At 58.3% G+C, this 23,452-nt stretch carries 19 protein-coding genes, 5 tRNA genes, 1 pseudogene and 1 riboswitch; of the genes and pseudogenes, 20 read left to right on the forward strand and 5 right to left on the reverse strand.

Annotation, left to right across the window (positions count from 1 at the left end; all coding sequences use genetic code 11):
* Nucleotides 1-284 precede the first annotated feature (284 nt).
* The 7 genes from ACZZ0D_RS03805 to astE all read left to right on the forward strand — a co-directional run bounded on the left by ACZZ0D_RS03805 (nucleotide 285) and on the right by astE (nucleotide 8,167).
* The gene (locus ACZZ0D_RS03805) at nucleotides 285-1,505 is read left to right on the forward strand and encodes an aspartate aminotransferase family protein (protein ID WP_463552493.1); all 1,221 of its coding nucleotides are present in this window, start codon (nucleotides 285-287) and stop codon (nucleotides 1,503-1,505) included.
* A 218-nt stretch (nucleotides 1,506-1,723) separates the two neighbouring features.
* Nucleotides 1,724-2,743, forward strand: coding sequence for an arginine/ornithine succinyltransferase subunit alpha (gene aruF / locus ACZZ0D_RS03810; protein WP_053122867.1), 1,020 nt, complete (start codon nucleotides 1,724-1,726; stop codon nucleotides 2,741-2,743).
* Nucleotides 2,744-2,794: 51 nt separating this feature from the next.
* Nucleotides 2,795-3,820, forward strand: a complete 1,026-nt coding sequence (gene astA / locus ACZZ0D_RS03815; protein ID WP_053122864.1) for an arginine N-succinyltransferase — start codon at nucleotides 2,795-2,797, stop codon at nucleotides 3,818-3,820.
* A complete protein-coding gene (gene astD / locus ACZZ0D_RS03820; protein ID WP_400755718.1) occupies nucleotides 3,817-5,286 on the forward strand; it encodes a succinylglutamate-semialdehyde dehydrogenase in 1,470 nt (489 codons plus the stop codon). Before astA ends, astD begins: the two co-directional genes overlap by 4 nt.
* 163 nt (nucleotides 5,287-5,449) lie before the next feature.
* The gene (astB, locus tag ACZZ0D_RS03825) at nucleotides 5,450-6,796 is read left to right on the forward strand and encodes an N-succinylarginine dihydrolase (RefSeq protein ID WP_463552494.1); all 1,347 of its coding nucleotides are present in this window, start codon (nucleotides 5,450-5,452) and stop codon (nucleotides 6,794-6,796) included.
* A 57-nt stretch (nucleotides 6,797-6,853) separates the two neighbouring features.
* Nucleotides 6,854-7,144 (forward strand): hypothetical protein, encoded by a 291-nt coding sequence (locus ACZZ0D_RS03830; RefSeq protein ID WP_007919345.1) that lies wholly within the window; start codon nucleotides 6,854-6,856, stop codon nucleotides 7,142-7,144.
* A gap of 12 nt (nucleotides 7,145-7,156) precedes the next feature.
* Entirely contained in the window at nucleotides 7,157-8,167 is a 1,011-nt protein-coding gene (gene astE, locus ACZZ0D_RS03835) for a succinylglutamate desuccinylase (protein ID WP_212548927.1), read from the forward strand.
* A 148-nt stretch (nucleotides 8,168-8,315) separates the two neighbouring features.
* On the opposite strand, the gene ACZZ0D_RS03840 is transcribed toward astE, so the two are convergent.
* A complete protein-coding gene (locus tag ACZZ0D_RS03840; RefSeq protein WP_007919335.1) occupies nucleotides 8,316-8,825 on the reverse strand; it encodes a 6,7-dimethyl-8-ribityllumazine synthase in 510 nt (169 codons plus the stop codon).
* A 101-nt stretch (nucleotides 8,826-8,926) separates the two neighbouring features.
* Nucleotides 8,927-9,098: riboswitch (FMN riboswitch) on the reverse strand.
* Nucleotides 9,099-9,399: 301 nt separating this feature from the next.
* On the opposite strand from ACZZ0D_RS03840, the gene ltaE reads away from it, so the two are divergent.
* The 8 genes and pseudogenes from ltaE to ACZZ0D_RS03880 all read left to right on the forward strand — a co-directional run bounded on the left by ltaE (nucleotide 9,400) and on the right by ACZZ0D_RS03880 (nucleotide 15,515).
* Nucleotides 9,400-10,404, forward strand: coding sequence for a low-specificity L-threonine aldolase (gene ltaE / locus ACZZ0D_RS03845; RefSeq protein WP_463552495.1), 1,005 nt, complete (start codon nucleotides 9,400-9,402; stop codon nucleotides 10,402-10,404).
* 146 nt (nucleotides 10,405-10,550) lie between these two features.
* Nucleotides 10,551-13,171: pseudogene (alaS, locus tag ACZZ0D_RS03850) on the forward strand (alanine--tRNA ligase).
* 90 nt (nucleotides 13,172-13,261) lie between these two features.
* Nucleotides 13,262-14,503: an aspartate kinase gene (locus ACZZ0D_RS03855; RefSeq protein ID WP_053122853.1), complete on the forward strand. Its 1,242-nt coding sequence runs from the start codon at nucleotides 13,262-13,264 to the stop codon at nucleotides 14,501-14,503.
* A 188-nt stretch (nucleotides 14,504-14,691) separates the two neighbouring features.
* Nucleotides 14,692-14,880, forward strand: coding sequence for a carbon storage regulator CsrA (gene csrA / locus ACZZ0D_RS03860; protein WP_002554426.1), 189 nt, complete (start codon nucleotides 14,692-14,694; stop codon nucleotides 14,878-14,880).
* A 62-nt stretch (nucleotides 14,881-14,942) separates the two neighbouring features.
* Nucleotides 14,943-15,033 (forward strand) — tRNA-Ser (locus ACZZ0D_RS03865).
* A 107-nt stretch (nucleotides 15,034-15,140) separates the two neighbouring features.
* Nucleotides 15,141-15,217: transfer RNA gene (locus ACZZ0D_RS03870), tRNA-Arg, on the forward strand.
* Between the two features lie 72 nt (nucleotides 15,218-15,289).
* Nucleotides 15,290-15,366 (forward strand) — tRNA-Arg (locus ACZZ0D_RS03875).
* 72 nt (nucleotides 15,367-15,438) lie between these two features.
* Nucleotides 15,439-15,515, forward strand: a tRNA-Arg gene (locus ACZZ0D_RS03880).
* 19 nt (nucleotides 15,516-15,534) lie between these two features.
* On the opposite strand, the gene ACZZ0D_RS03885 is transcribed toward ACZZ0D_RS03880, so the two are convergent.
* On the reverse strand, nucleotides 15,535-16,053 hold the full coding sequence (locus ACZZ0D_RS03885; protein WP_463552496.1) for a cell envelope protein SmpA: 519 nt from the start codon (nucleotides 16,051-16,053) through the stop codon (nucleotides 15,535-15,537).
* Between the two features lie 320 nt (nucleotides 16,054-16,373).
* Here ACZZ0D_RS03885 and mgtE point away from each other — a divergent pair, with 320 nt between their 5' ends.
* A complete protein-coding gene (mgtE, locus tag ACZZ0D_RS03890) occupies nucleotides 16,374-17,816 on the forward strand; it encodes a magnesium transporter (protein WP_053122849.1) in 1,443 nt (480 codons plus the stop codon).
* 240 nt (nucleotides 17,817-18,056) lie between these two features.
* Here the strand turns inward: mgtE and ACZZ0D_RS03895 are convergent, their stop codons facing one another.
* The gene (locus tag ACZZ0D_RS03895; protein ID WP_003178899.1) at nucleotides 18,057-18,383 is read right to left on the reverse strand and encodes an Arc family DNA-binding protein; all 327 of its coding nucleotides are present in this window, start codon (nucleotides 18,381-18,383) and stop codon (nucleotides 18,057-18,059) included.
* A gap of 389 nt (nucleotides 18,384-18,772) precedes the next feature.
* Between ACZZ0D_RS03895 and phnN the strand changes: the two genes are divergently transcribed.
* Nucleotides 18,773-19,342 carry a phosphonate metabolism protein/1,5-bisphosphokinase (PRPP-forming) PhnN gene (phnN, locus tag ACZZ0D_RS03900; RefSeq protein ID WP_463552497.1) on the forward strand — a complete coding sequence of 190 codons (570 nt, stop codon included), beginning with the start codon at nucleotides 18,773-18,775 and terminating at the stop codon, nucleotides 19,340-19,342.
* On the opposite strand, the gene ACZZ0D_RS03905 is transcribed toward phnN, so the two are convergent.
* Together ACZZ0D_RS03905 and ACZZ0D_RS03910 are read right to left on the reverse strand one after the other, a co-directional pair.
* The gene (locus ACZZ0D_RS03905) at nucleotides 19,317-19,496 is read right to left on the reverse strand and encodes a PA3371 family protein (RefSeq protein WP_212548931.1); all 180 of its coding nucleotides are present in this window, start codon (nucleotides 19,494-19,496) and stop codon (nucleotides 19,317-19,319) included. The two genes, phnN and ACZZ0D_RS03905, sit on opposite strands and share 26 nt — an antisense overlap.
* A 20-nt stretch (nucleotides 19,497-19,516) precedes the next feature.
* Nucleotides 19,517-19,747 carry a hypothetical protein gene (locus ACZZ0D_RS03910; RefSeq protein ID WP_463552498.1) on the reverse strand — a complete coding sequence of 77 codons (231 nt, stop codon included), beginning with the start codon at nucleotides 19,745-19,747 and terminating at the stop codon, nucleotides 19,517-19,519.
* 294 nt (nucleotides 19,748-20,041) lie between these two features.
* On the opposite strand from ACZZ0D_RS03910, the gene ACZZ0D_RS03915 reads away from it, so the two are divergent.
* The 3 genes from ACZZ0D_RS03915 to ACZZ0D_RS03925 all read left to right on the forward strand — a co-directional run bounded on the left by ACZZ0D_RS03915 (nucleotide 20,042) and on the right by ACZZ0D_RS03925 (nucleotide 23,153).
* Nucleotides 20,042-20,118, forward strand: a tRNA-Arg gene (locus ACZZ0D_RS03915).
* A 741-nt stretch (nucleotides 20,119-20,859) separates the two neighbouring features.
* On the forward strand, nucleotides 20,860-22,464 hold the full coding sequence (locus tag ACZZ0D_RS03920; RefSeq protein ID WP_159812709.1) for a tetratricopeptide repeat-containing response regulator: 1,605 nt from the start codon (nucleotides 20,860-20,862) through the stop codon (nucleotides 22,462-22,464).
* A complete protein-coding gene (locus ACZZ0D_RS03925) occupies nucleotides 22,461-23,153 on the forward strand; it encodes a sensor histidine kinase (RefSeq protein ID WP_463552499.1) in 693 nt (230 codons plus the stop codon). The genes ACZZ0D_RS03920 and ACZZ0D_RS03925 overlap by 4 nt, the downstream gene beginning before the upstream one ends.
* Nucleotides 23,154-23,452: the final 299 nt, after the last annotated feature.

Below are 23,452 nucleotides of genomic sequence, written 5' to 3' on the forward strand. Positions count from 1 at the left end.
GTGGAGAGCGCCCAGCAAATCAGAAAAAAAATCATCATGTGCGGTACATAGTTACCGCACATGGAATTCTTCGATCAAATACAGTGAAGCCACCGCAGATCCGCCCGGGCAGTTTAAACTGCGCCTTTGCGACGCTATATGTCGCATTGCCGTAAACCCGGGAAAATCCGGGGTTTGCGCTATAAGAAGTTGTCGCTTGGCGGCAAGGCCGGGCTGAAAACTGTCCTTACAATCCCCCCATCGCTCGCCAGTTTCAGGCGGGTGTTCCTCTTCAGGAGACTCCGATGTCCGTTGAGCACGCTGCGGTACAACGCGCCGATTTCGACCAGGTAATGGTTCCCAACTACGCGCCTGCCGCTTTCATTCCGGTGCGTGGCGCCGGTTCCCGCGTCTGGGATCAGGCCGGCCGCGAGCTGATCGACTTCGCCGGCGGGATTGCCGTTAACGTATTGGGCCACGCGCACCCGGCGCTGGTCGGTGCATTGACCGAACAGGCGAACAAGCTGTGGCACGTGTCCAACGTGTTCACCAACGAGCCAGCCCTGCGTCTTGCGCACAAACTGATCGACGCCACGTTCGCCGAGCGCGTGTTCTTCTGCAACTCCGGCGCTGAAGCCAACGAGGCCGCTTTCAAGCTGGCCCGTCGTGTTGCGTTCGACCGTTTCGGCACTGAGAAATACGAAATCATCGCCGCGCTGAACAGCTTCCACGGCCGTACTTTGTTCACCGTTAACGTCGGTGGCCAGTCGAAGTATTCCGACGGTTTCGGCCCGAAAATCACCGGCATCACCCACGTTCCTTATAACGACCTGGCCGCGCTGAAAGCGGCGGTTTCCGACAAGACCTGTGCGGTCGTGCTGGAGCCGATCCAGGGCGAGGGCGGCGTACTGCCAGCCGAATTGGCGTACCTGCAAGGTGCCCGCGAACTCTGCGACGCGAACAACGCGCTGCTGGTGTTCGACGAAGTGCAGACCGGCATGGGCCGCAGCGGCAAGCTATTCGCCTACCAGCATTACGGCGTGACCCCGGACATCCTCACCAGCGCCAAGAGCCTGGGCGGCGGTTTCCCGATCGCGGCGATGCTGACCACCGAAGCGCTGGCCAAACATCTGGTCGTCGGCACTCACGGCACCACGTACGGCGGCAACCCGCTGGCGTGCGCGGTCGCTGAAGCGGTGATCGACGTGATCAATACCCCGGAAGTGCTGAACGGCGTGAATGCCAAGCACGACAAGTTCAAGGCACGCCTCGAGCAGATCGGCGAGAAATACGGCTTGTTCACTCAGGTGCGTGGCCTCGGTCTGCTGATCGGCTGTGTGCTGAGCGATGCCTGGAAAGGCAAGGCCAAAGACATCTTCAACGCCGCTGAAAAAGAAGGCCTGATGATTCTGCAAGCCGGCCCGGACGTGATCCGTTTCGCCCCGAGCCTGGTGGTGGACGACGCTGATATTGATGCCGGTCTCGACCGCTTCGAACGCGCTGCCGCAGCACTGACGCAAGCCTGATAGACCCTTCGGCGCCTGGAGCTTTTCAGGCGTCGATCAAAATTTTTTGATGCCGGACCAGATTAACTGTAGGAGTGAGCCTGCTCGCGATTGCGGTATGTCAGTCGACTCATTGGTTTCTGACAGACCGCAATCGCGAGCAGGCTCACTCCTACATTGATCTCCATGTAGGCCCGGTTATTTTTTCTGTGAATTGATAAGAGAAAAGGAGTGACACCATGCTGGTGATGCGCCCCGCGCAAATGGCTGATCTGGGCGAGGTACAGCGTCTGGCTGCGGACAGCCCGATTGGTGTCACTTCCTTGCCGGATGACGTGGAACGTCTGAGCGACAAGATCGCCGCGAGCGAAGCGTCGTTTTCCGCCGAAGTGAGCTTCAACGGTGAAGAGAGCTATTTCTTCGTCCTCGAAGAATCCACCACCGGCAAACTGGTCGGTTGCTCGGCGATTGTCGCGTCCGCCGGTTACTCGGAGCCGTTCTACAGCTTCCGTAACGAGACCTTCGTCCACGCCTCCCGCGAGTTGAAGATCCACAACAAGATTCACGTGCTCTCGCAGTGCCACGACCTGACCGGCAACAGCTTGCTGACCAGTTTCTACGTGCAGCGCGAACTGGTCGGGTCGCCGTGGTCGGAGCTGAATTCCCGTGGTCGTCTGCTGTTCGTCGCCAGCCATCCCGAGCGCTTCGCTGATTCGGTGGTTACCGAGATCGTCGGTTACAGCGATGAGAATGGCGACTCGCCGTTCTGGGACGCGATTGGTCGTAACTTCTTCGACCTCAATTACGCCGAAGCCGAACGCCTGTGCGGGCTGAAAAGCCGCACGTTCCTCGCCGAGCTGATGCCGCATTACCCGATCTACGTGCCGTTGCTGCCGGACTCCGCTCAAGAGGCGATGGGCCAGGTGCACCCGCGTGCGCAGATCACCTTCGACATCCTGATGCGCGAAGGCTTCGAGACCGATCACTACATCGACATTTTCGACGGTGGCCCGACCCTGCATGCGCGTGTTTCGGGGATCCGTTCGATCGCCCAAAGCCGTGTGGTGCCAGTGAAGATCGGCGAGCCGGTGAAAGGCGCCGGGCGCCAGTATCTGGTGGCCAACGCGCAGTTGCAGGATTACCGCGCGGTGCTGCTGGAACTGGATTACGCGCCGGGTAAACCGGTGACTCTGGATCTGGAAGCGGCCGAAGCCCTGGGCGTCGGTGAAGGTGCCAGCGTGCGCCTGGTGGCGGTTTAACGCCTTAGCGAGTTTCACGGGTGGCGAAGGCGGCCCGTTTGAGGAGATAGCATGATTGTTCGTCCCGTACGCAGCAGCGATTTATCCGCGCTGATCGACCTGGCCCGTAGCACCGGCACCGGCCTGACTACTTTGCCGGCCAACGAAGAACGTCTGGCCCATCGGGTCGGCTGGGCCGAGAAGACTTTTCGCGGCGAAGCCGGCCGTGGTGATGCGGACTACCTGTTCGTGCTCGAAGACGATGACGGCCGCGTGGTGGGGATTTCCGCCATTGCTGGCGCTGTCGGCATGCGTGAGCCTTGGTACAACTTCCGTGTCGGCCTGACCGTCAGTGCGTCGCAAGAACTGAATATCTATCGCGAGATTCCGACGCTGTTTCTCGCCAACGACCTGACCGGCAATTCCGAGCTGTGCTCGTTGTTCCTGCACGCCGATTACCGCAGCGGTCTGAACGGTCGCATGCTGTCGAAGGCGCGGATGCTGTTCATCGCGGAATTTCCTGAATTGTTCGGCAACAAGATCATCGCCGAAATGCGCGGTGTCTCCGATGACGCCGGTCGTTCGCCGTTCTGGGAAAGCCTCGGTCGGCACTTCTTCAAGATGGAATTCAGCCAGGCCGATTACCTCACCGGTGTCGGCAACAAGGCGTTCATCGCTGAACTGATGCCGAAATTCCCGCTGTACACCTGCTTTCTGTCCGAAGGCGCGCGTCAGGTCATCGGCCAGGTTCACCCGGACACCGAGCCTGCCTTGGCGATGCTCAAGGGCGAAGGTTTCAGCTATCAGGGTTACGTCGACATCTTCGACGCCGGCCCGGCCATCGAATGCGAAACCGGCAAGATCCGCGCGGTGCGTGACAGCGAAGCGCTGGTGCTGGCTGTGGGTACGCCGGGCGATGACGCCACGCCGTTCATCATCCATAACCGCAAGCGCGAAGACTGCCGCATCACCGCTGCGCCGGCGCGTCTCGCTGCCGGTACTTTGGTGGTCGATCCGCAGACCGCCAAACGTCTTCAACTCAACGCTGGCGATCAAGTGCGCGCCGTGGCGTTGTCCGCTGCACGGGAGTCGAAATAATGAATTCGCTATACATCGCAGGTGAGTGGCTGGCCGGTCAGGGCGAAGCTTTTCAATCGCTGAACCCGGTGACGCAGCAGGTGCTTTGGTCGGGGGAGGGCGCCACGGCGGCTCAGGTTGAATCGGCTGTGCAAGCTGCGCGTCAGGCGTTCCCGGGTTGGGCGCGTCGCACGCTGGACGAGCGCATCACGGTGCTTGAGGCTTTCGCCGCGTCGCTGAAAAACCACGCTGACGAACTGGCTCGCACCATTGGTGAAGAGACCGGCAAACCGCTGTGGGAATCGGCGACCGAAGTGACCAGCATGGTCAACAAGATCGCGATTTCAGTGCAGAGCTACCGCGAGCGTACCGGCGAGAAGAGCGGCCCGTTGGGCGACGCCACTGCTGTGCTGCGCCACAAACCGCACGGCGTGGTCGCAGTATTCGGCCCTTACAACTTCCCTGGTCACTTGCCAAACGGCCACATCGTGCCGGCGCTGCTGGCGGGTAACAGCGTGCTGTTCAAGCCAAGCGAACTGACGCCGAAAGTGGCCGAGCTGACGGTCAAGTGCTGGATCGAAGCCGGTCTGCCAGCGGGTGTGTTGAACCTGGTGCAAGGCGCCCGGGAAACCGGCATCGCGCTGGCAGCGAACCCGGGCATCGACGGTTTGTTCTTCACCGGTTCGAGCCGCACGGGCAATCATCTGCACCAGCAATTCGCCGGTCGTCCGGACAAGATTCTGGCGCTGGAAATGGGTGGTAACAACCCGCTGGTGGTTGATCAGGTCGCGGATCTGGATGCGGCGGTTTACACGATTATTCAGTCGGCGTTCATCTCTGCCGGTCAGCGCTGCACCTGCGCACGCCGCCTGCTGGTGCCGCAAGGCGCGTGGGGCGACAGCCTGTTGAAGCGTCTGGTTGAAGTCAGCGCGACCATTGAAGTCGGCGCGTTCGATCAGCAACCGGCCCCGTTCATGGGCTCGGTGATTTCCCTCGGCGCAGCGAAAGCGCTGATGGACGCTCAAGAACATCTGCTGGCCAACGGCGCGGTGTCGCTGCTGGAAATGACTCAGCCGCAAGCACAAGCCGCGTTGCTGACGCCGGGCATCGTTGATGTGACGGCGGTTGCCGAGCGTCCGGACGAAGAACTGTTCGGCCCGTTGCTGCAAGTGATCCGCTACGTTGATTTTGAAGCAGCGATCGTTGAAGCCAACAACACCGCTTATGGGCTTGCTGCGGGTTTGCTGTCGGATTCCGAAGCGCGTTATCAGCAGTTCTGGCTGGAAAGCCGTGCCGGCATCGTCAACTGGAACAAACAGCTGACCGGTGCTGCGAGCAGCGCGCCGTTTGGTGGTGTCGGTGCCTCGGGCAACCATCGCGCCAGCGCCTATTACGCGGCGGATTACTGCGCGTACCCGGTGGCGTCGCTGGAGACGCCGAGCCTGGTGTTGCCATCGGCCCTCACGCCAGGCGTGAAAATGGCGTAACGGCCATCGCGAGCAGGCTCACTCCTACAGGACTTGTGTCGTACACAACATGTGTATTCACCGCTAAACCTGTAGGAGTGAGCCTGCTCGCGATCGCCGCGACGCGGTCTGACTGAATTGTTACCTGAAGCCTATAACAACAGATTCTCGTGGAGCCTCGCTGATGAAATCCTATGAAGTCAATTTTGACGGTCTAGTGGGGCCGACCCATAACTACGGTGGTCTGTCCTACGGCAACGTTGCGTCCCAGAGCAACAGCCAGCAATCCTCGAACCCGAAGGAAGCGGCGCTGCAAGGTCTGGCGAAGATGAAAGCGCTGATGGAAATGGGCTTTCAGCAAGGCGTACTGGCGCCGCAGGAACGTCCGGACGTGGCCGCTCTGCGCCGTCTGGGTTTCAGCGGTACCGACGCGCAAGTGATCGAACGCGCCGCCAAAGAAGCCATGCCACTGTTGGTCGCCAGTTGCTCGGCGTCAAGCATGTGGGTGGCCAACGCCGCCACGGTCAGCCCGAGTGCCGACACTGCTGACGGTCGCGTGCATTTCACCGCCGCCAACCTCAATTGCAAGTACCACCGCAGCATCGAGCACCCGACCACCAGCCGTGTGCTCGGCGCAATGTTCGCCAATCAGCAGCACTTCGCCCATCACGCCGCGTTGCCGGCCGTGGCGCAGTTCGGCGACGAAGGCGCGGCCAACCACACGCGTTTCTGCCGTGAGTACGGCGAGGCGGGCGTTGAGTTCTTTGTGTTCGGTCGCAGTGCGTTCGACAACCGTTTCCCGGCGCCGCAAAAGTACCCGGCGCGGCAGACCCTCGAAGCCTCGCAAGCCGTTGCGCGTCTGCACGGTCTGCGTGATGAAGGCGTGGTTTACGCCCAGCAGAACCCGAACGTGATCGATCAAGGCGTGTTCCACAACGACGTGATTGCCGTGGGCAATGGCGAGGTGTTGTTCTATCACGAGGACGCGTTCCTCGACACCGAGTCGATGCTGGCCGAGCTGCAAAGCAAACTGGCCAAAGTCGGTGGTAACTTCCAATCGGTGTGTGTGCCGCGTTCGGCAATCACCGTGGATGACGCGGTGCGCTCGTACCTGTTCAACAGCCAATTGCTCTCGCGTCCTGACGGTTCGATGCTGTTGATCGTGCCGCAAGAGTGCCAGGCCAACGAACGCGTCTGGGCTTACCTGCAAAGCCTGACCAGTTCCGGCGGTCTGATCCGCGAAGTGAAAGTCTTCGATCTCAAGCAAAGCATGCAGAACGGCGGTGGCCCGGCGTGCCTGCGACTGCGCGTCGCGCTCAACGAAACCGAACTGGCGGCGGTCAACCCAGGGGTTATCATGACGGCACCGTTGTACGGTTCGTTGACCGCATGGGTTGAAAAACACTACCGCGACCGCCTGAGCGAAACCGATCTGGCGGATCCGCAGTTGTTGCTTGAATGCCGGACGGCACTGGATGAACTGACGCAAATCCTTAAACTGGGCGCGGTTTATCCATTCCAGATCAATTGATGGCCGGCGCGCCGCTTGAACGCGGCGCGCGGCTTGTCTCACCAAGAGAGTAAAAACATGAGCGATTCCCTGCAGCTGATCCTTGAAGACACCGACGGCACGCAACTGGAGACCTCCTGCACCCGCGTTGCGGTCATGTGGCAAGGCAAAGAGCTGTGGATCCAGCAGGACGGCCGTGGCCAGTTGCTGATCGGCGTGGACGTTGAAGAAGGTGACGCCGAGTACGCCAACCTGCTGCTGCGCCCATTGGCGACTAACCTGGTAAGTCTGCAACTGGAAATGGAACCGGCCGACGTTGGCGACGACGAAGACCACGTGCACGGCCCGGATTGCAACCACGACCACTAAGGAAACCGCTCTATGCTCGCCCTCGGCAAACTGCTTGAACTGACCCTCGCCGGCCGCGAACCGGCGGAGAAGACTCAACTGACTGTCGAAGGCGTGCGCATGCGCTGGTTGAGCGAAGGTGCGCTGGAAGTCCGGCCACCCGAAGCGCGCGACAATGGCCTGGATCTACTGCTGTCGGCAGGGATCCATGGCAACGAAACAGCGCCGATCGAGTTGCTTGATCGGCTGCTGCACGACATCGCACGCGGCGATCTGAAGCCGCGCGCACGCATTCTGTTCCTGTTCGGCAACCCCGAGGCAATTCGCAAAGGCGAGCGCTTTGTCGAGCAGGACGTCAATCGGCTGTTCAATGGCCGTCACGAACAAAGCAGTGGCTCAGAAGCGCTGCGAGCCTGTGAGCTGGAACGTCTGGCGGCGAGTTTCTTCAGCCTGCCGGATCGCCAGCGCCTGCACTACGACCTGCACACAGCGATTCGCGGCTCGAAGATCGAGCAGTTCGCGCTGTATCCGTGGAAAGAAGGGCGCCAGCATTCACGCCTTGAACTGGCACGTTTGCGCGCGGCTGGCATGGAGGCGGTGCTGTTGCAGAACAAGCCGTCGATCGTGTTCAGCTCTTACACCTACGACAAGCTCGGCGCCGAGGCTTTCACGCTGGAACTGGGCAAGGCGCGGCCGTTCGGGCAGAACGACGGGGTTAACGTCTCGCTGCTGGAAACTCGCTTAAAGCAGATCATTGAAGGCACTGAACCAGAGATGGCTGAAGCGCAGCTGGATGGTTTGCAGCTGTTCAGTGTCGCGCGGGAAATCATCAAGCACAGCGATGCGTTCCGCTTGAACCTGCCGCAGGACATTGAAAACTTTTCCGAGTTGGAGGTGGGTTATGTGTTGGCCGAAGATCTGGCCAATACCCGCTGGATCATTGAGGAAGAGGGCGCACGCATCATCTTCCCTAATCCCAAGGTCAAGAACGGCCTGCGCGCGGGCATCCTGATCGTCCCGACCACAGATGAACACTTAACCTGAGTTCACCCCAGAACCCCTGTGGGAGCGGGCTTGCTCGCGAATGCGGTCTGTCGGTAACTCATTTGCTGACTGACACACCGCTTTCGCGAGCAAGCCCGCTCCCACATTTGGATTTGAGTGAGGCCCGAGACCTCACTCAGCTTTGGAGTCAGACGGCTACTGCATGCGGCTCAGTACGGCGCAGTGCGCGAACCTTGCGCAGTGTATCCGCGCAAGTCCGCGCCGCTTCCTGACCCTTGTGTACAAAGTGCTCAAAGAAGAATTTCTGATGCTCGTCACCCGCATGGAAGTGATGCGGCGTCAGCGACACCGAGAACACCGGCACTTCGGTTTCCAGCTGCACTTGCATCAGGCCGCTGACCACCGATTGGGCGACGAACTCGTGACGGTAGATGCCACCATCCACCACCAGGGCTGCGGCGACGATGCCGGCATAACGACCGGTTTTGGCCAGCAACTTGGCGTGCAGAGGCATTTCAAAAGCGCCGCCGACTTCGAAGATGTCGATATCGGATTCCTGATAACCCAGGGCAATCATTTCGGCGACGAAGCCTTTTCGGCTCTGGTCGACGATTTCTTTGTGCCAGCAGGCCTGGATGAACGCAACGCGCTCGCCGTGTGGGTGTTTGCTTTTGCTGTCGATAGCGGTGGGTTGCATGTTCTGACTCCTGTTTGTGTGAAAAACAGGGCGTTATGAATCGAAAGGGATTCAAGGGTGCGCACACGCACAACATTGCGCGGACGGCCCTTTGGCGTTAATCCCGTTCTCTCTTCATCCGGACTATGACCGTCGGCCCCGGGATCACACCGGGTCTGCTGACCTTGCCGCCGATCTCAACCGAAGTCGTATTCGTCGCCAAGCGCTCGCGGGCTATGCGCATTGCGCGCAATTACCGCCGGTGGGGAATTGCACCCCGCCCTGAGAACGTTTTTGCCGCCCTATTGCGGGCGGCGCAGCGTTTTTAACACATATTTTCAGGGCTTGCATACTCAATACCGGCCGACCGAAATACAGAACCTGTGGGAGCGGGCTTGCTCGCGAAAGCGATTTAACCTTCAACGCAAATGTTGGCTGGCAGTGCGCCTTCGCGAGCAAGCCCGCTCCCACATGGATTGCGCTTTCCTGAGGAGTTACGTGGCCTTTTCTTATTAAAGGCTTGAATAATCTGCCTCATGACCGCAGTAATTGACCTTCGTAAAGGGATTTCCCCTGCTGAATTGAGGCCAGGTTCATGAGCGTTATCGATCTTCGCAGCGACACCGTCACCCAACCGACACCCGCCATGCTCGACGCGATGACCGCAGCCGATACCGGTGACGATGTGTACGGCGAAGACCCGACGGTCAATCGTCTGGAAGCCGAACTGGCTCAACGCTTGGGCTTTGCCGCAGCGCTGTTCGTGCCGACCGGCACCATGAGCAATCTGTTGGGATTGATGGCGCACTGCGAGCGCGGCGACGAATATGTCGTGGGTCAGCAGGCGCACACCTACAAGTACGAAGGCGGCGGCGCGGCGGTGCTCGGTTCGATCCAGCCGCAGCCGCTGGAAGTGCAGGCCGACGGTTCGCTGGATCTGGATCAAGTCGCGGCAGCGATCAAACCCGACGACTTCCATTTCGCTCGCACCCGTTTGCTGGCGCTGGAAAACACCATGCAAGGCAAAGTGCTGCCGCTGGAATATCTGGCGCGGGCGCGTAAATTCACCCAAGACCACGGCTTGCAACTGCACCTCGACGGCGCGCGTCTTTACAACGCGGCGGTCAAACTCGGGATTGATGCGCGGGAAATCACTAAACATTTCGATTCGGTATCGGTGTGCCTGTCCAAAGGCCTCGGTGCGCCAGTGGGATCGGTGCTGTGCGGTTCCGAGCAACTGATCGGCAAGGCCCGGCGTTTGCGCAAAATGGTCGGCGGCGGCATGCGTCAGGCCGGACTGCTGGCGGCGGCGGGGCTGTATGCGCTGGATCACAACGTCGAACGCCTGGCGGATGACCACGCCAACGCGCAGTTTTTGGCCGATGGTCTGCGTGAAGCAGGTTTCAGCGTTGAACCGGTACAAACCAACATGGTTTATGTGCAAATGGGCGACAAAGCCGAAGCGATCAAGGCGTTTGCCGGCGAACGCGGGATCAAGTTGAGCGCCGCCGCGCGTCTGCGTATGGTCACGCACATGGACGTCAGTCGCGCGCAAATCGAGCAAGTGATCGCGACATTCGTCGACTTTTCGCGCAAGTGACAGCGTTAGCCGTCCAATTGACCGTTTCTATCGTATAAACACGCTGTACCCCGCGCGCAGGGCCGATATAATGCGGCCCTTTGCCGTCGCTTCGTCTGTTGACGTTTCGAACAGGCCTTTGGCCGCAGCCTCCGTGGAAGAACCTAATGAAAAGCGCAGAAATCCGTGAAGCCTTCCTTCGCTTCTTCGAAGAGCAAGGCCACACCCGTGTAGCCTCCAGCTCTTTGATTCCGGGCAACGACCCAACCCTGCTGTTCACTAACGCGGGGATGAACCAGTTCAAGGACTGCTTCCTGGGCCAGGAAAAACGTGCGTACACCCGTGCGACCAGCAGCCAGAAATGCGTGCGTGCCGGTGGCAAGAACAGTGACCTGGAAAACGTCGGTTATACCGCTCGTCACCACACGTTCTTCGAAATGCTCGGTAACTTCAGCTTCGGTGACTATTTCAAGAAGGACGCGATTACCTACGCGTGGACCTTCCTGACCGGCGTTCTGCAACTGCCGAAGGAAAAACTCTGGGTCACCGTCTATGCCTCCGACGATGAAGCGTATGACATCTGGAACCAAAGAAATCGGTGTGCCGGTCGAGCGCATGATCCGTATCGGCGACAACAAAGGCGCGCCGTACGCCTCCGACAACTTCTGGACCATGGGCGATACCGGCCCGTGCGGTCCAGTGCACCGAGATTTTCTACGATCACGGCGACCACATCTGGGGCGGCCCGCCGGGCTCGCCGGAAGAAGACGGCGACCGTTATATCGAGATCTGGAACAACGTGTTCATGCAGTTCAACCGCACCGCCGATGGCGTCTTGCATCCGTTGCCAGCGCCATCGGTCGACACCGGCATGGGCCTGGAGCGGATCAGTGCGGTGATGCAGCACGTCAATTCCAACTACGACATCGACCTGTTCAAAAACCTGCTGAAGGCCTCGGCTGAAGCGATCGGCTGCGAAAACGGCGATCAGTCTTCGTTGAAAGTCGTGTCCGACCACATTCGTTCGTGCGGTTTCCTGATCGCCGACGGCGTGCTGCCGTCCAACGAAGGTCGCGGTTATGTACTGCGCCGGATCATCCGTCGCGCTTGCCGTCACGGTAACAAGCTGGGCGCTACCGGCAGCTTCTTCTACAAGATCGTTGCCGCACTGGTTGCCGAGATGGGCGAAGCCTTCCCGGAACTGAAGAAGCAGCAAAGCAACATCGAGCGCGTGCTCAAGGCTGAAGAAGAGCAGTTCTCCAAGACGCTGGAGCACGGCCTGAAAATTCTTGAGCAGGATCTGCTGGAACTCAAAGGCACCGTGGTGCCGGGCGACGTAGTGTTCAAACTCTACGACACCTATGGTTTCCCGATGGACCTGACCGCCGACATCGCCCGCGAGCGCAGCCTGACTGTCGATGAAGTCGGCTTCGAACGTGAGATGGAAGCTCAGCGTGTGCGTGCGCGTTCGGCCAGCTCGTTCGGTCTGGACTACAACACCTTGGTCAAGGTTGACGTGGCCACCGAGTTCACCGGTTACAAAGACACCAGCGGTTCGGCAAAAATCGTTGCTATCTATAAAGATGGCCAGTCGGTCGACGTCTTGAATGAAGGCGAAGAGGCGGTGATCGTTCTGAATCAGACGCCGTTCTACGCTGAGTCCGGCGGCCAGATCGGCGACTGCGGTTATCTGCAGGCCGGCAGCAGCCGTTTCGACGTGCGCGACACCACCAAAACCGGCGGCGCATTCCTGCACCACGGTGTGCTGGATTCGGGCAGCCTGACCATCGGCGCGCCAGTGGAAACCCACGTCGACGCCGAAGTGCGTCACGCCACTTCGTTGAACCACTCGGCCACGCACTTGCTGCACGCTGCACTGCGCCAGGTTCTGGGCGAGCACGTTCAGCAGAAAGGTTCGTTGGTCGACAGTCAGCGCCTGCGTTTCGACTTCAGCCACTTTGAAGCGATCAAGCCTGAGCAGATCAAGGCGCTGGAAGACATCGTCAACGCCGAGATTCGCAAGAACTCCGCCGTTGAAACCGAAGAAACCGACATCGAAACCGCGAAGAACAAAGGCGCGATGGCGCTGTTCGGCGAGAAGTACGGCGACAACGTGCGCGTGCTGAGCATGGGCGGTGATTTCTCCGTCGAACTGTGCGGCGGTATCCACGCCAACCGTACCGGCGACATCGGCCTGCTGAAAATCATCAGCGAAGGCGGTGTGGCTTCGGGTGTGCGTCGTATCGAAGCGGTCACCGGTGCCGCGGCACTGGCCTACTTGAATGCTGCAGAAGAACAACTCAAGGAAGCGGCCAGCCTGGTCAAGGGCAGCCGCGACAACCTGATCGACAAGCTGTCGGCTGTGCTCGAGCGCAATCGCCAACTGGAGAAGCAACTCGAGCAGTTGCAAGCCAAGGCGGCGAGCGCGGCGGGCGACGATCTGTCGTCCTCGGCACTGGACGTCAAAGGCGTGAAGGTTTTGGCCGCACGTCTGGATGGTCAGGACGCCAAGGCGCTGCTGGCGCTGGTTGATCAGTTGAAGAACAAACTCGGCCGCGCAGTGATCCTGCTCGGCAGTGTCCATGAGGAAAAGGTCGTTCTGGTTGCAGGCGTAACCAAAGACCTGACTGGCCAACTCAAAGCCGGTGATTTGATGAAGCAAGCTGCTGCGGCAGTGGGCGGGAAGGGCGGTGGTCGTCCGGACATGGCGCAGGGCGGTGGCGTTGATGCCGGCGCGCTGGATGGTGCACTGGCGCTGACCGTTCCATTCGTCGAGCAGGGTTTATAAGACGGTCCGTCGCGCTCGCAGTCTAGTGGCGGGCGCGGCGGCTGTTCGAGTGATTATTGGGCGCCCTTCATGGGCAGAGGCGGCTTTGAAATGGCTTTGATCGTACAGAAATTTGGAGGCACCTCGGTCGGTACTGTCGAGAGAATCGAGCAGGTCGCCGACAAGGTTAAGAAATTCCGCGATGCCGGCGATGACCTGGTGGTTGTGCTGTCTGCAATGAGCGGCGAAACCAACCGTCTGATCGATCTGGCCAAGCAAATCAGTGGCGACGGTCAACCGGTTCCGCGTGAGCTGGACGTGATTGTTTCCACCGGTGAGCAGGTGACGATTGCCCTGTTGGCCATGGCGCTGATCAAGCGCGGTGTGCCGGCGGTGTCGTACACCGGTAATCAGGTGCGGATCCTGACCGACAGTGCGCACAATAAAGCGCGTATCTTGCAGATTGATGACCAGAAGATTCGTGGTGATCTGAAAGCAGGTCGCGTGGTAGTTGTCGCCGGTTTCCAGGGCGTCGACGAGCACGGCAACATTACCACCCTCGGTCGTGGCGGTTCCGACACCACCGGCGTGGCACTGGCTGCGGCGTTGAAGGCTGACGAGTGCCAGATCTACACCGACGTTGATGGTGTTTACACCACTGACCCGCGCGTTGTGCCGGTCGCTCAGCGTCTGGACAAGATCACCTTCGAAGAGATGCTGGAAATGGCCAGCCTCGGTTCCAAGGTGTTGCAGATCCGTGCCGTGGAATTCGCCGGCAAGTACAACGTACCGCTGCGCGTACTGCACAGCTTCAAGGAGGGTCCGGGCACCCTCATTACTATTGATGAAGAGGAAACCATGGAACAGCCGATCATTTCCGGCATCGCTTTCAACCGCGATGAAGCCAAGCTGACCATCCGTGGCGTGCCAGACACCCCGGGCGTGGCGTTCAAGATTCTCGGCCCGATCAGTGCCGCGAACATCGAAGTCGACATGATCGTGCAGAACGTCGCGCACGATAACACCACCGACTTCACCTTCACCGTACACCGCAACGACTTCCAGGCCGCACAGAACGTGCTGGAAAACACCGCTCGCGAGATCGGTGCCCGTGAAGTGGTTGGCGACATCAAGATTGCCAAGGTCTCGATCGTCGGCGTCGGCATGCGTTCCCACGCAGGCGTGGCCAGCCGCATGTTCGAATCGCTGGCAAAAGAAAGCATCAACATCCAGATGATCTCGACTTCGGAAATCAAGGTTTCCGTGGTGATTGAAGAGAAGTACCTGGAACTGGCCGTGCGCGCTCTGCACACGGCTTTCGAACTGGATGCGCCGGCCCGTCAAGGCGAGTAATTCCGTTCAACTGAAGGGCGCGGTCTGACCGCGCCCTTTATTTTTTTGAATGGCGTGAGCCCTGACTGTTCTTTTGCTCGCGCTGGTCAATACTCAGGCATGTAGGGCTACGATCGCTCCGGTTGTAGGTCGGGTGCCTTTTTTTTGCAGACTGTTGTCCCTGAACTGAATTGCGTAAGGAGAAAGGTATGCTGATTCTGACCCGTCGGTGCGCAGAAAGCCTGATTATCGGTGACGGCGAAATCACCGTGACCGTGCTCGGCGTTAAAGGAAACCAAGTGCGCATCGGTGTGAACGCGCCGAAAGAGGTTGCCGTGCACCGTGAGGAAATTTACCTGCGTATAAAGAAAGAGAAGGACGAAGAACCAAGCCATTAATTTTTATCGATTTTTATGTTTGCAAACGGGGAAAAGGTTGGTTAAGATACGCCCCGTGTTGCGGAGAGCTGGCCGAGTGGCCGAAGGCGCTCCCCTGCTAAGGGAGTACACCTCAAAAGGGTGTCGGGGGTTCGAATCCCCCGTTCTCCGCCATTATTTGCTTAGTACGTCGTAATCTGGCTTTTTCTGTAAGTTGTTGAAATTAATAGAAAAAGTGGTTGGAATAGAGATTAGACGGGCTATAATGCGGCGCAACAAATGCACTCGTAGCTCAGCTGGATAGAGTACTCGGCTACGAACCGAGCGGTCACAGGTTCGAATCCTGTCGAGTGCACCATTTAAGAGTCAGTTACAGCAATGTAAATGACTTGGCTTCAACCAGATGTGATCTGGTCTAAAAACACAAAATGCACTCGTAGCTCAGCTGGATAGAGTACTCGGCTACGAACCGAGCGGTCACAGGTTCGAATCCTGTCGAGTGCACCATTTAAGAGTTAGTTGCAGCAACGCAGATAACTTGGCTTCATCCAGTTGTGGTCTGGGCTAAAAACACAAAATGCACTCGTAGCTCAGCTGGATAGAGTACTCGGCTACGAACCGAGCGGTCACAGGTTCGAATCCTGTCGAGTGCACCATATACCGAAAAGCCCGCGTTTATCGCGGGCTTTTTGCTGTCCGGGATTTGGCTTTTTCCTTCACGCATCCCCGTTGATCAAAATCGATTTGTGCCGTTCGGCCTCGCTTGAGGTCGTAACGATACGTTGTCGTCGATGTCCGAATATTGATCTTGTCCGGCTTGCCTAAAGCGCTTTCGACATCTTGCGCGCTCATCCCTGCGATAACACGCCGATTGATGATCGCCTGGCGGCGTTGTCTCGCATCGATCACGTTGCCGCAGATGTGCTCCGCGCCGCCGACAATGCCCGGTGCTCGGCCTCTGCTATTCATACCGGATGTTTCTTCGTGATTGGCTTCAGGCATCACCGCCACGACAGATCCGGGCGAGTAGGGGTGTACTTCCTGCACGGAGAGGTGTTCACCGTGCGCGCAACTCATCGTGGTGAAGGTGATGCTGCCGTCAGGTGCTTCGCAGCGATGCAGGGTGGTCGTGGCCCCGGCGTGCGGTAGGCAGAGCAAAAAAGTCAGTACGAAAAAAGATGATTTGAGTGGCATTCGACGTCCTCCATGACGATCTACGCTCAAGGGTAGTCGCTACATTTTGCGCTGCCGGTGTGTTTTCTTTTCAAGATGAGTCGTCGCATTTGCATGGATCAGGATGGCGCTCAGGTTTGTCTCGCAAGCGCTTGTTTCAGCCGTGATTTTTTAACGTATTAAACCGTCAGGCGTGTATCATTGCGCCCGTCAGCCCCGCCGGGGCTTATGGAAAACCTCCATGGACTTACCCAGTAGTTGTTCAGTAACCCGTTTCACCAATCATGAATTGACTGATTGATTCTTCCGGCGTGCCCCGCTGCTGGGAGTGGAGTTCGCCTATGTCCGAAATCGAAGTAAAGAAAACACAGGAAAGCCTGCAGGATCGCCTGGCCCAAGTGGTCGAGCTGCTGCAGCGCCAACGAGTCGTCGAAGACCTGACTCATCGCCAGGAAGGCGCGCACAACGACCGGGTGGAAAACCTGGTTCACCGGCAGAATCTGGTCGAGTTGCAACGCAAACTCGATGATCTGCACTCCGCCGACGTTGCCTACATTCTTGAAGCCTTGCCGCTGGACGATCGTCTGACGCTCTGGCAACTGGTCAAGGCTGATCGCGACGGCGACATTCTTCTCGAAGTATCCGATTCCGTTCGTGAAACGCTGATCGCCGACATGGACGATCACGAGCTCCTGGCTGCGGCCAAGGACATGGACGCCGACGAACTTGCTGACCTGGCTTCCGAGCTGCCGCGAGACGTCGTCCATGGACTGATGGAGAGCCTCGATAACCAGCAGCGTGAGCGCGTGCGTTCGGCCCTGTCTTATGACGAGGAGCAGGTCGGTGCGCTGATGGACTTCGAGATGGTGACGATCCGTGAGGATGTCAGTCTCGAAGTGGTGCTGCGTTATCTGCGCCGTCTCAAAGAGCTGCCGGGCCATACCGACAAACTGTTTGTGGTCGATTACGACGGCGTGCTCAAGGGCGTGCTGCCGATCAAACGTTTGCTGGTCAACGATCCGGACAAACAAGTTGCCGAGGTCATGGCCAGCGACCCGGTGAGTTTCCATCCGGACGAAGACGCCTACGATGCCGCTCAGGCGTTCGAGCGTTATGACTTGATCTCGGCCCCGGTGGTCGACAAGAACGGCAAGCTGATCGGCCGTCTGACCATCGACGAAATGGTCGATCTGATTCGTGAAGAAAGCGAAAACGAAGTCCTCAACATGGCGGGTCTGCGTGAAGAGGAAGACATCTTCGCCTCCGTGTGGAAATCCCTGCGTAACCGTTGGGCGTGGCTGGCAGTCAACCTGATCACCGCGTTTGTAGCTTCGCGTGTGATTGGTCTGTTTGAAGGCTCGATCGAGAAGCTGGTAGCGCTGGCGGCGTTGATGCCGATCGTGGCGGGTATTGGTGGCAACTCCGGTAACCAGACGATCACCATGATCGTTCGCGCGATGGCGCTCGATCAGGTCAGCACCGGCAATACCTCGCGTCTGATGCGCAAGGAACTGGCGGTCGGTTTGATCAACGGCCTGGTCTGGGGCGGGGTGATCGGTGTGGTCGCTTATCTGCTTTATGGCAGCTGGTCGTTGGGTGTGGTGATGACGGCGGCGATGACGCTCAACCTGCTGCTGGCAGCGCTGATGGGCGTACTGATCCCGATGACGCTGGCCAAGATGGGCCGCGACCCGGCCATGGGCGCCAGCGTGATGATCACCGCGATGACCGACAGCGGTGGCTTCTTCATCTTCCTCGGGTTGGCGACAATCTTCCTGCTCTGATCCGCTGCAAACAAAGAGCCCGTCAAATTGGCGGGCTTTTTTGTGCCTGACAGACAATATAGAACAATTGTGGCGAGGGGATTTATCCCCGTTGGGCTGCGCAGCGGCCCCAAAAAACATTGGGACTGCTGCGCACTCCAGCGGGGATAAATCCCCTCGCCACAGGTACGGTGTTTGATCAGCCAAAACGAAGGCAAAAAAAAGCCAGCAATCATGCTGGCTTGAGATATTCGGTGTAGCTCAGGACGCGTCTGCGGCCATCTCGGCGTCGTGTGCGATCAACGACACCAATGCGTTCTGTTGACGGTGCGACAGCTGGCGGAAGCGTTGCAGCAACTCACGTTCGTGAAGCGACAGCTCAGGGCTATCGAGGCGCATGCTCAGCTCTTCGCCCAGTGCACCTTCTTGAATAAGGCTCTGTTCAAGGCGCGCGATGATTTCGGAGTTCATGCTGCGATGATGATTGCGAGCCACCTCGGCAATGCGTTCACGCATTCCGTCTGGCAGACGTACGACGAACTTGTCAGCCGTACGGCTGGAATAAATTGCCTGTTTCAATGGGCGCATATATTTAACCGGTTAGTTCAGGGGAGCGGTTCTCGGGAATGGCCGCAGGATGTGTGATAGGACAAGCATCCGGGCCAAATGGTTCAACCTGAATTGTTAAGAGGCGCGCATCATGCCTCAAAATTGCCAGTTCATTGGCGTCAATTCTGTGACAAATATTGAGCCGGGTAAAGGCGTAATGCCAGCACCAATTGTCAGAAATGCGGACTGGTTTGAAATCTTTGCCTTCGTCCGAATCACTGCCCGCTTCCTGTTGCACATCAATGGGTGTCCAAAGACCTCAGAACGTGCATGCTATGCGGCTTTCTATCCTTGTTCCTTACCTGTACAGGATAGTGGCAATTTGCCGATTTACTAGGGGCAGACCCGTGCCAGAGGGCATTTTCAGGATGGATGGCAAGCTTATTTATCTGATGGGGCCGTCCGGTTCAGGCAAGGACAGCCTGATTGAGGCGGCACGCGAACCTTTGCGTGCGATGAATTGCGAAATCATTCGCCGGGTGATAACCCGATCAGCGGAGTCTGTGGGTGAGGACGCGGTCGGCGTTACGCCAGGAGAGTTTGAGCGCCGCCAGCAAGCCGGTGACTTCGCGCTGGCATGGCACGCTAATGGCCTCGCTTACGGCATTCCAGTAGAAATGGATCGGTGGCTTAAAGACGGGCGAAACGTCTTGGTGAATGGCTCGCGGGCCAACCTGCGTCAAGCGCAGGAGCTGTATCCAACGCTGGTGCCAGTGCTGTTGACGGTGAGGGATGAAGTGTTGCGTGAACGCTTGCTCAAACGAGGTCGTGAAACCCTTGAGCAAATCGATGCGAGGCTGGCGCGCAATGCGCTGTTCAAAGACCGACGAGCCAGCGACACGCCCGTGAATCTAATCGACAACTCCGGCGATCTGGCGACCGCCGTCAATCAATTACTGAATGTGCTCAATCTCAACGCAGCACCGGATCAAACTTGATCCGACGCCCGGCCACCAACGCCAGCACAAATAACACCGCAAACACGCCGCAGCCAATCAGGGGCAGGGTGACCTGGGTGTCCTCGAACAGCGAAAAATGCGCAACGCCACTCAATAAAGCGAGGATCAGAAATCCTGCAGCTGATTTGGACATGCTGTACTCCTGAAGATATTTCAAAAAACCAGACGTTCGGAAACCTGCGCCGGCATAGCCTGTTCGGCCTCACTCACAGCTCTTGGGCCATAGCTGCCCTGATCGTTCAGCACCGCCAGTTGCGGCTGCTTCTGCACTTGCAGGTAATGAGGCATGCGCTGGGCGACCGTCTCATGACTGTCCGGGGCGAAGTGAAAGCCCACCAAGACCGCCAATGCGATTGCGTTTGCAAGCAAGAGGGTGCTGTTCATGAGGCGGACTCCGATTGTTCTTCTATGGAACAGACAAAGCACCCGCCGTGCCAACAGTCTAACCGCTGTTAAGTCCTTTAAAAACAAGCATTTGAGAGGGTTTTTCGCAGAGCCTAGGTTGCAATCTGCAATGATGGCATTTTGTGGTAGTGCAAAATGCACGGTAAAACATCCCGCAGCCTTGCAGGGCGCCTGCCTACACTTAAAAAGCCCTACGGATGACATGACAAATCAGGGCCTGGCCGTTACCATGCACGCCGTCCGTCGCGCCGCGTCTGCCCGCGACAACTCAGTGTCTCAGTAGCTCAATTGGATAGAGCATCCCCCTCCTAAGGGGAAGGTTGCAGGTTCGAACCCCGCCTGGGACACCATATAATTCGGGACTTTCGAGCAGAAGCCAGTGCTAGTCATCTTCCTGTGGCAACAGGGTGACAGCCGCAGTCCCCAAGAAGCCCCGTCTAGAGTTCGCTTGACGGGGCTTTTTCATATCCGCCTCGCAATTCACGAATAGCGGTATAAGTTGAAGTGCGCTCCAGCCAATGGCTCATTCGGACATATGAGGGTGAACTTTGAATCATGAATTATGGCTGGAGCCTGATGGCCTCCAACTGTTCTGTACCTCTGGGCCTCAGGGCGATGAGTCCCGCGCCCTTCTTGAGCCTGGTTCTAAGCTGATTTGGGAAGTTGAGGCGGCGAGTCGCTTCGAAGCGATGAATAAGTACTATGAGTACATGGATTGGGGGGAGTGGACCACGGATTTTCCCGAGCTGGATAAAACTCCTTACGGAGGGCCTGGCTGGGAGGATTACTCCGCATGACACATGGAAGGGCGTAATTATTTTTATCCTCCGCATGAGTCGTTGCCGAGATAATTATGCCGCTCCACCGGCGCTAACCGAATTCGGATCTCCTTCGCCCCAGCCAGCTTTCAGCATCGCGCTCTGACGAGCACATCAGGAATCTTCAGGCACCCACCCTCAGGGAACGCCACCCGGTGCCGATAACGTACTCGGTGACTTCAAAGTCGCGTGAAATTCCTTGATAGCATTTTGCCGCCAGCTATCATCGTCGCGCCCGAAATTGCCCTCACTTCAATTGCCTGGAAATCTTCGATGCTGTCGTATCACCAAAAGCGTTTTCTGATCGTCGATGATTTCTCGGATTTTCGCAGTTCGGTTCGCTCGATGCTGCGTGAGCTTGGGGTCAAGGACGTCGACACTGCGGACACTGGTGAGCAGGCGCTGAAGATGTGTGCGCAGAAATCCTACGATTTCATCCTGCAGGATTTCCATCTTGGCGACGGCAAGAAGAACGGTCAGCAGGTGCTTGAAGACCTGATGCTGGAAAAGCTCATCAGCCATGAAGCGGTGTTCGTCATGGTCACCGCCGAGACCAGTCAGGCGATGGTGCTCAGTGCGTTGGAGCATGAGCCGGATGCGTATCTGACCAAGCCGTTCAACCGTTCGGGTCTGGCGCAGCGACTGGAGCGTCTGGAGCAGCGCAAGACTTTGCTCAAACCGATTCTGCAGGCCCTCGACCGTGGCAAACCGGTTGAGGTGCTTAACGCCTGCATCGCGTTGTGCAAGCAGGACATTCGCTACTCGCCGTTGTGCCTGCGTTACCGCGCCGATGCGCTGCGCGATCTCAATCAGAACGAAGCGCTGGAGCGCCTCTACGACGGCATCATTGCTGACCGGCCGTTGCCGTGGGCGTTTGCCGGGTTAGGCAAACTGTTGTTCAAGCGCGGGCAGATTGCGCAGGCCAAAGGTGTTTACGAAAAAGCCCTGAAGGTGTTTCCGATGATGCCGTCGCTGTATGACGGCATGGCCGATGTGCTGGTGGCTGAGGGTGATACCAAAGGCGCGCAACGGGTGCTTGAAGAGGCGATTCGCTTGTCGCCGCTGGCGGTGCGCCGGCAGGCCTTGCTCGGCAAACTGGCGATGACCAATGAAGATTTTGACACCGCCTCGCGGGCGTACCGTCAGGCCGTGGCGCAGGGCGCGCAGTCGCGTTTCAAGGATGCGGAAAGCAATCTCGGTCTGGCCCACGCGTTGATCAGCAAGGGCAGCGAGCGCGGTCTCGATACGCGTACACGACTGGAGATCAACACCACGCTCAGCGCCGTGGCCAAGGAAAACCCGAGCGACCCGGGCCTGCAAATTCGTGCGCGGTTGATGAAGGCTACCAGCCTGTTGCTCAACGATGCCGAAACCGCTGACAAACTCACCGAACAAGCGATGTTGCGTCTCGACGGCATGGAGCAATTCATGAGTCCTGAAGCCGCGCTGCTGGTGGCCAAGCAATTGCAAATGCTCGGTCAGGCCGAGGCGGGCACTTCGATGCTCAAGAGTTGCGCGGAGATCTACGGCGATGATCCGGCGGTGATGAAAGACATCGCCAAGCTCACCGATGACCCGACTATCCTCAGTTCGAGCAACGCTGCTGCCGACCTCAACCGTCAGGGCGTGCGCGTGTACAAGACCGGCAATCTGGTGGAGGCCCGCGAGGTGTTCCGCAAGGCGCTGAAGTTGCAGCCGAAGAACATCAGTATTGCGCTGAACTTGGCCCAGTCGCTGCTGCACGGTACCGACACGTCGGTGCCGTCGGCGGAGCTGGAAGAATGTCGGGCCTGCCTGAAAATGGTCGGCCTGATGCCCGACACCGACGCGCGTCATGCGCGTTACCAGAAGCTGAAAAGCAAGGCGTTTGGCGAATGAACCACGACGAGCAAACACTGGATTTTTCCACGGTGATCGCCTCCACCGTTCACGACATGAAGAACTCGCTGGCCATGCTCATGCAGGCCCACAGCCAATGGCTGGCGCGGTTGCCGCCAGCGCAGCGCGAGGGTTCTGAGCAGGGCGTGATCGACTTCGAATTCGCTCACCTCAACGGCATGCTCGTGCAGTTGCTCGGGCTGTATAAGCTCGGTGTTAATCAGATGCCGTTGCAGCCGGCGTATCACGAGCTCGACGACTTCATCGAAGCGCAACTGGCCGCACATCAGGAAGTGTTCGCCAGTCGCGGGATCATCGCCACCTATGAAATTGATCCGCTGTGTCCGCTGGGTTTCTTCGACCGTGAACTGATTGCTTCGGTGCTCGGCAACTGCATCAACAATGCGATCCGCTATGCCCGCGAGTCGTTGCTGATCACCGTCAGCGACGAGGCGGGGCAGTTGGTGCTGACCATCAATGATGATGGCGACGGTTACCCGGCCGAGATGCTTGAGCGTCAGGCCGATTACGTGCAGGGCATCAATCACAGCAGTGGCAGCACGGGGCTTGGCCTCTATTTCGCCCAACGTATTGCGGCGTTGCATCAGCGCAACGGCGTCGAAGGACGCACCGAAATCAGCAACGGCGGCCCACTCGGTGGCGGCCTCTTCAGCCTCTTTCTCCCCTGAGACGTTCGACTGATCGTGACGGCAACGTTCTCCCCGTGTAGGAGCTGCCGAAGGCTGCGATCTTTTGATCTTGTTTCTAACGGCAACATCAAAAGATCGCAGCCTTCGGCAGCTCCTACAGAAGATCGGATATTTATTTGACGCTGCTTGATATTCCGAACAGCCGCAGCCTATTTTGTCCGGGTCGCCGTTCGCGGCTCGCACAACAACAAGGATTGCGTCATGACAACCGATGGCCAGCGCTCACTCGCACAGCGATTGACGGGCATTGATGAGATTGAATGTGTCACGCCGGATTT

The organism is Pseudomonas sp. AC193 (genome assembly GCF_979258075.1).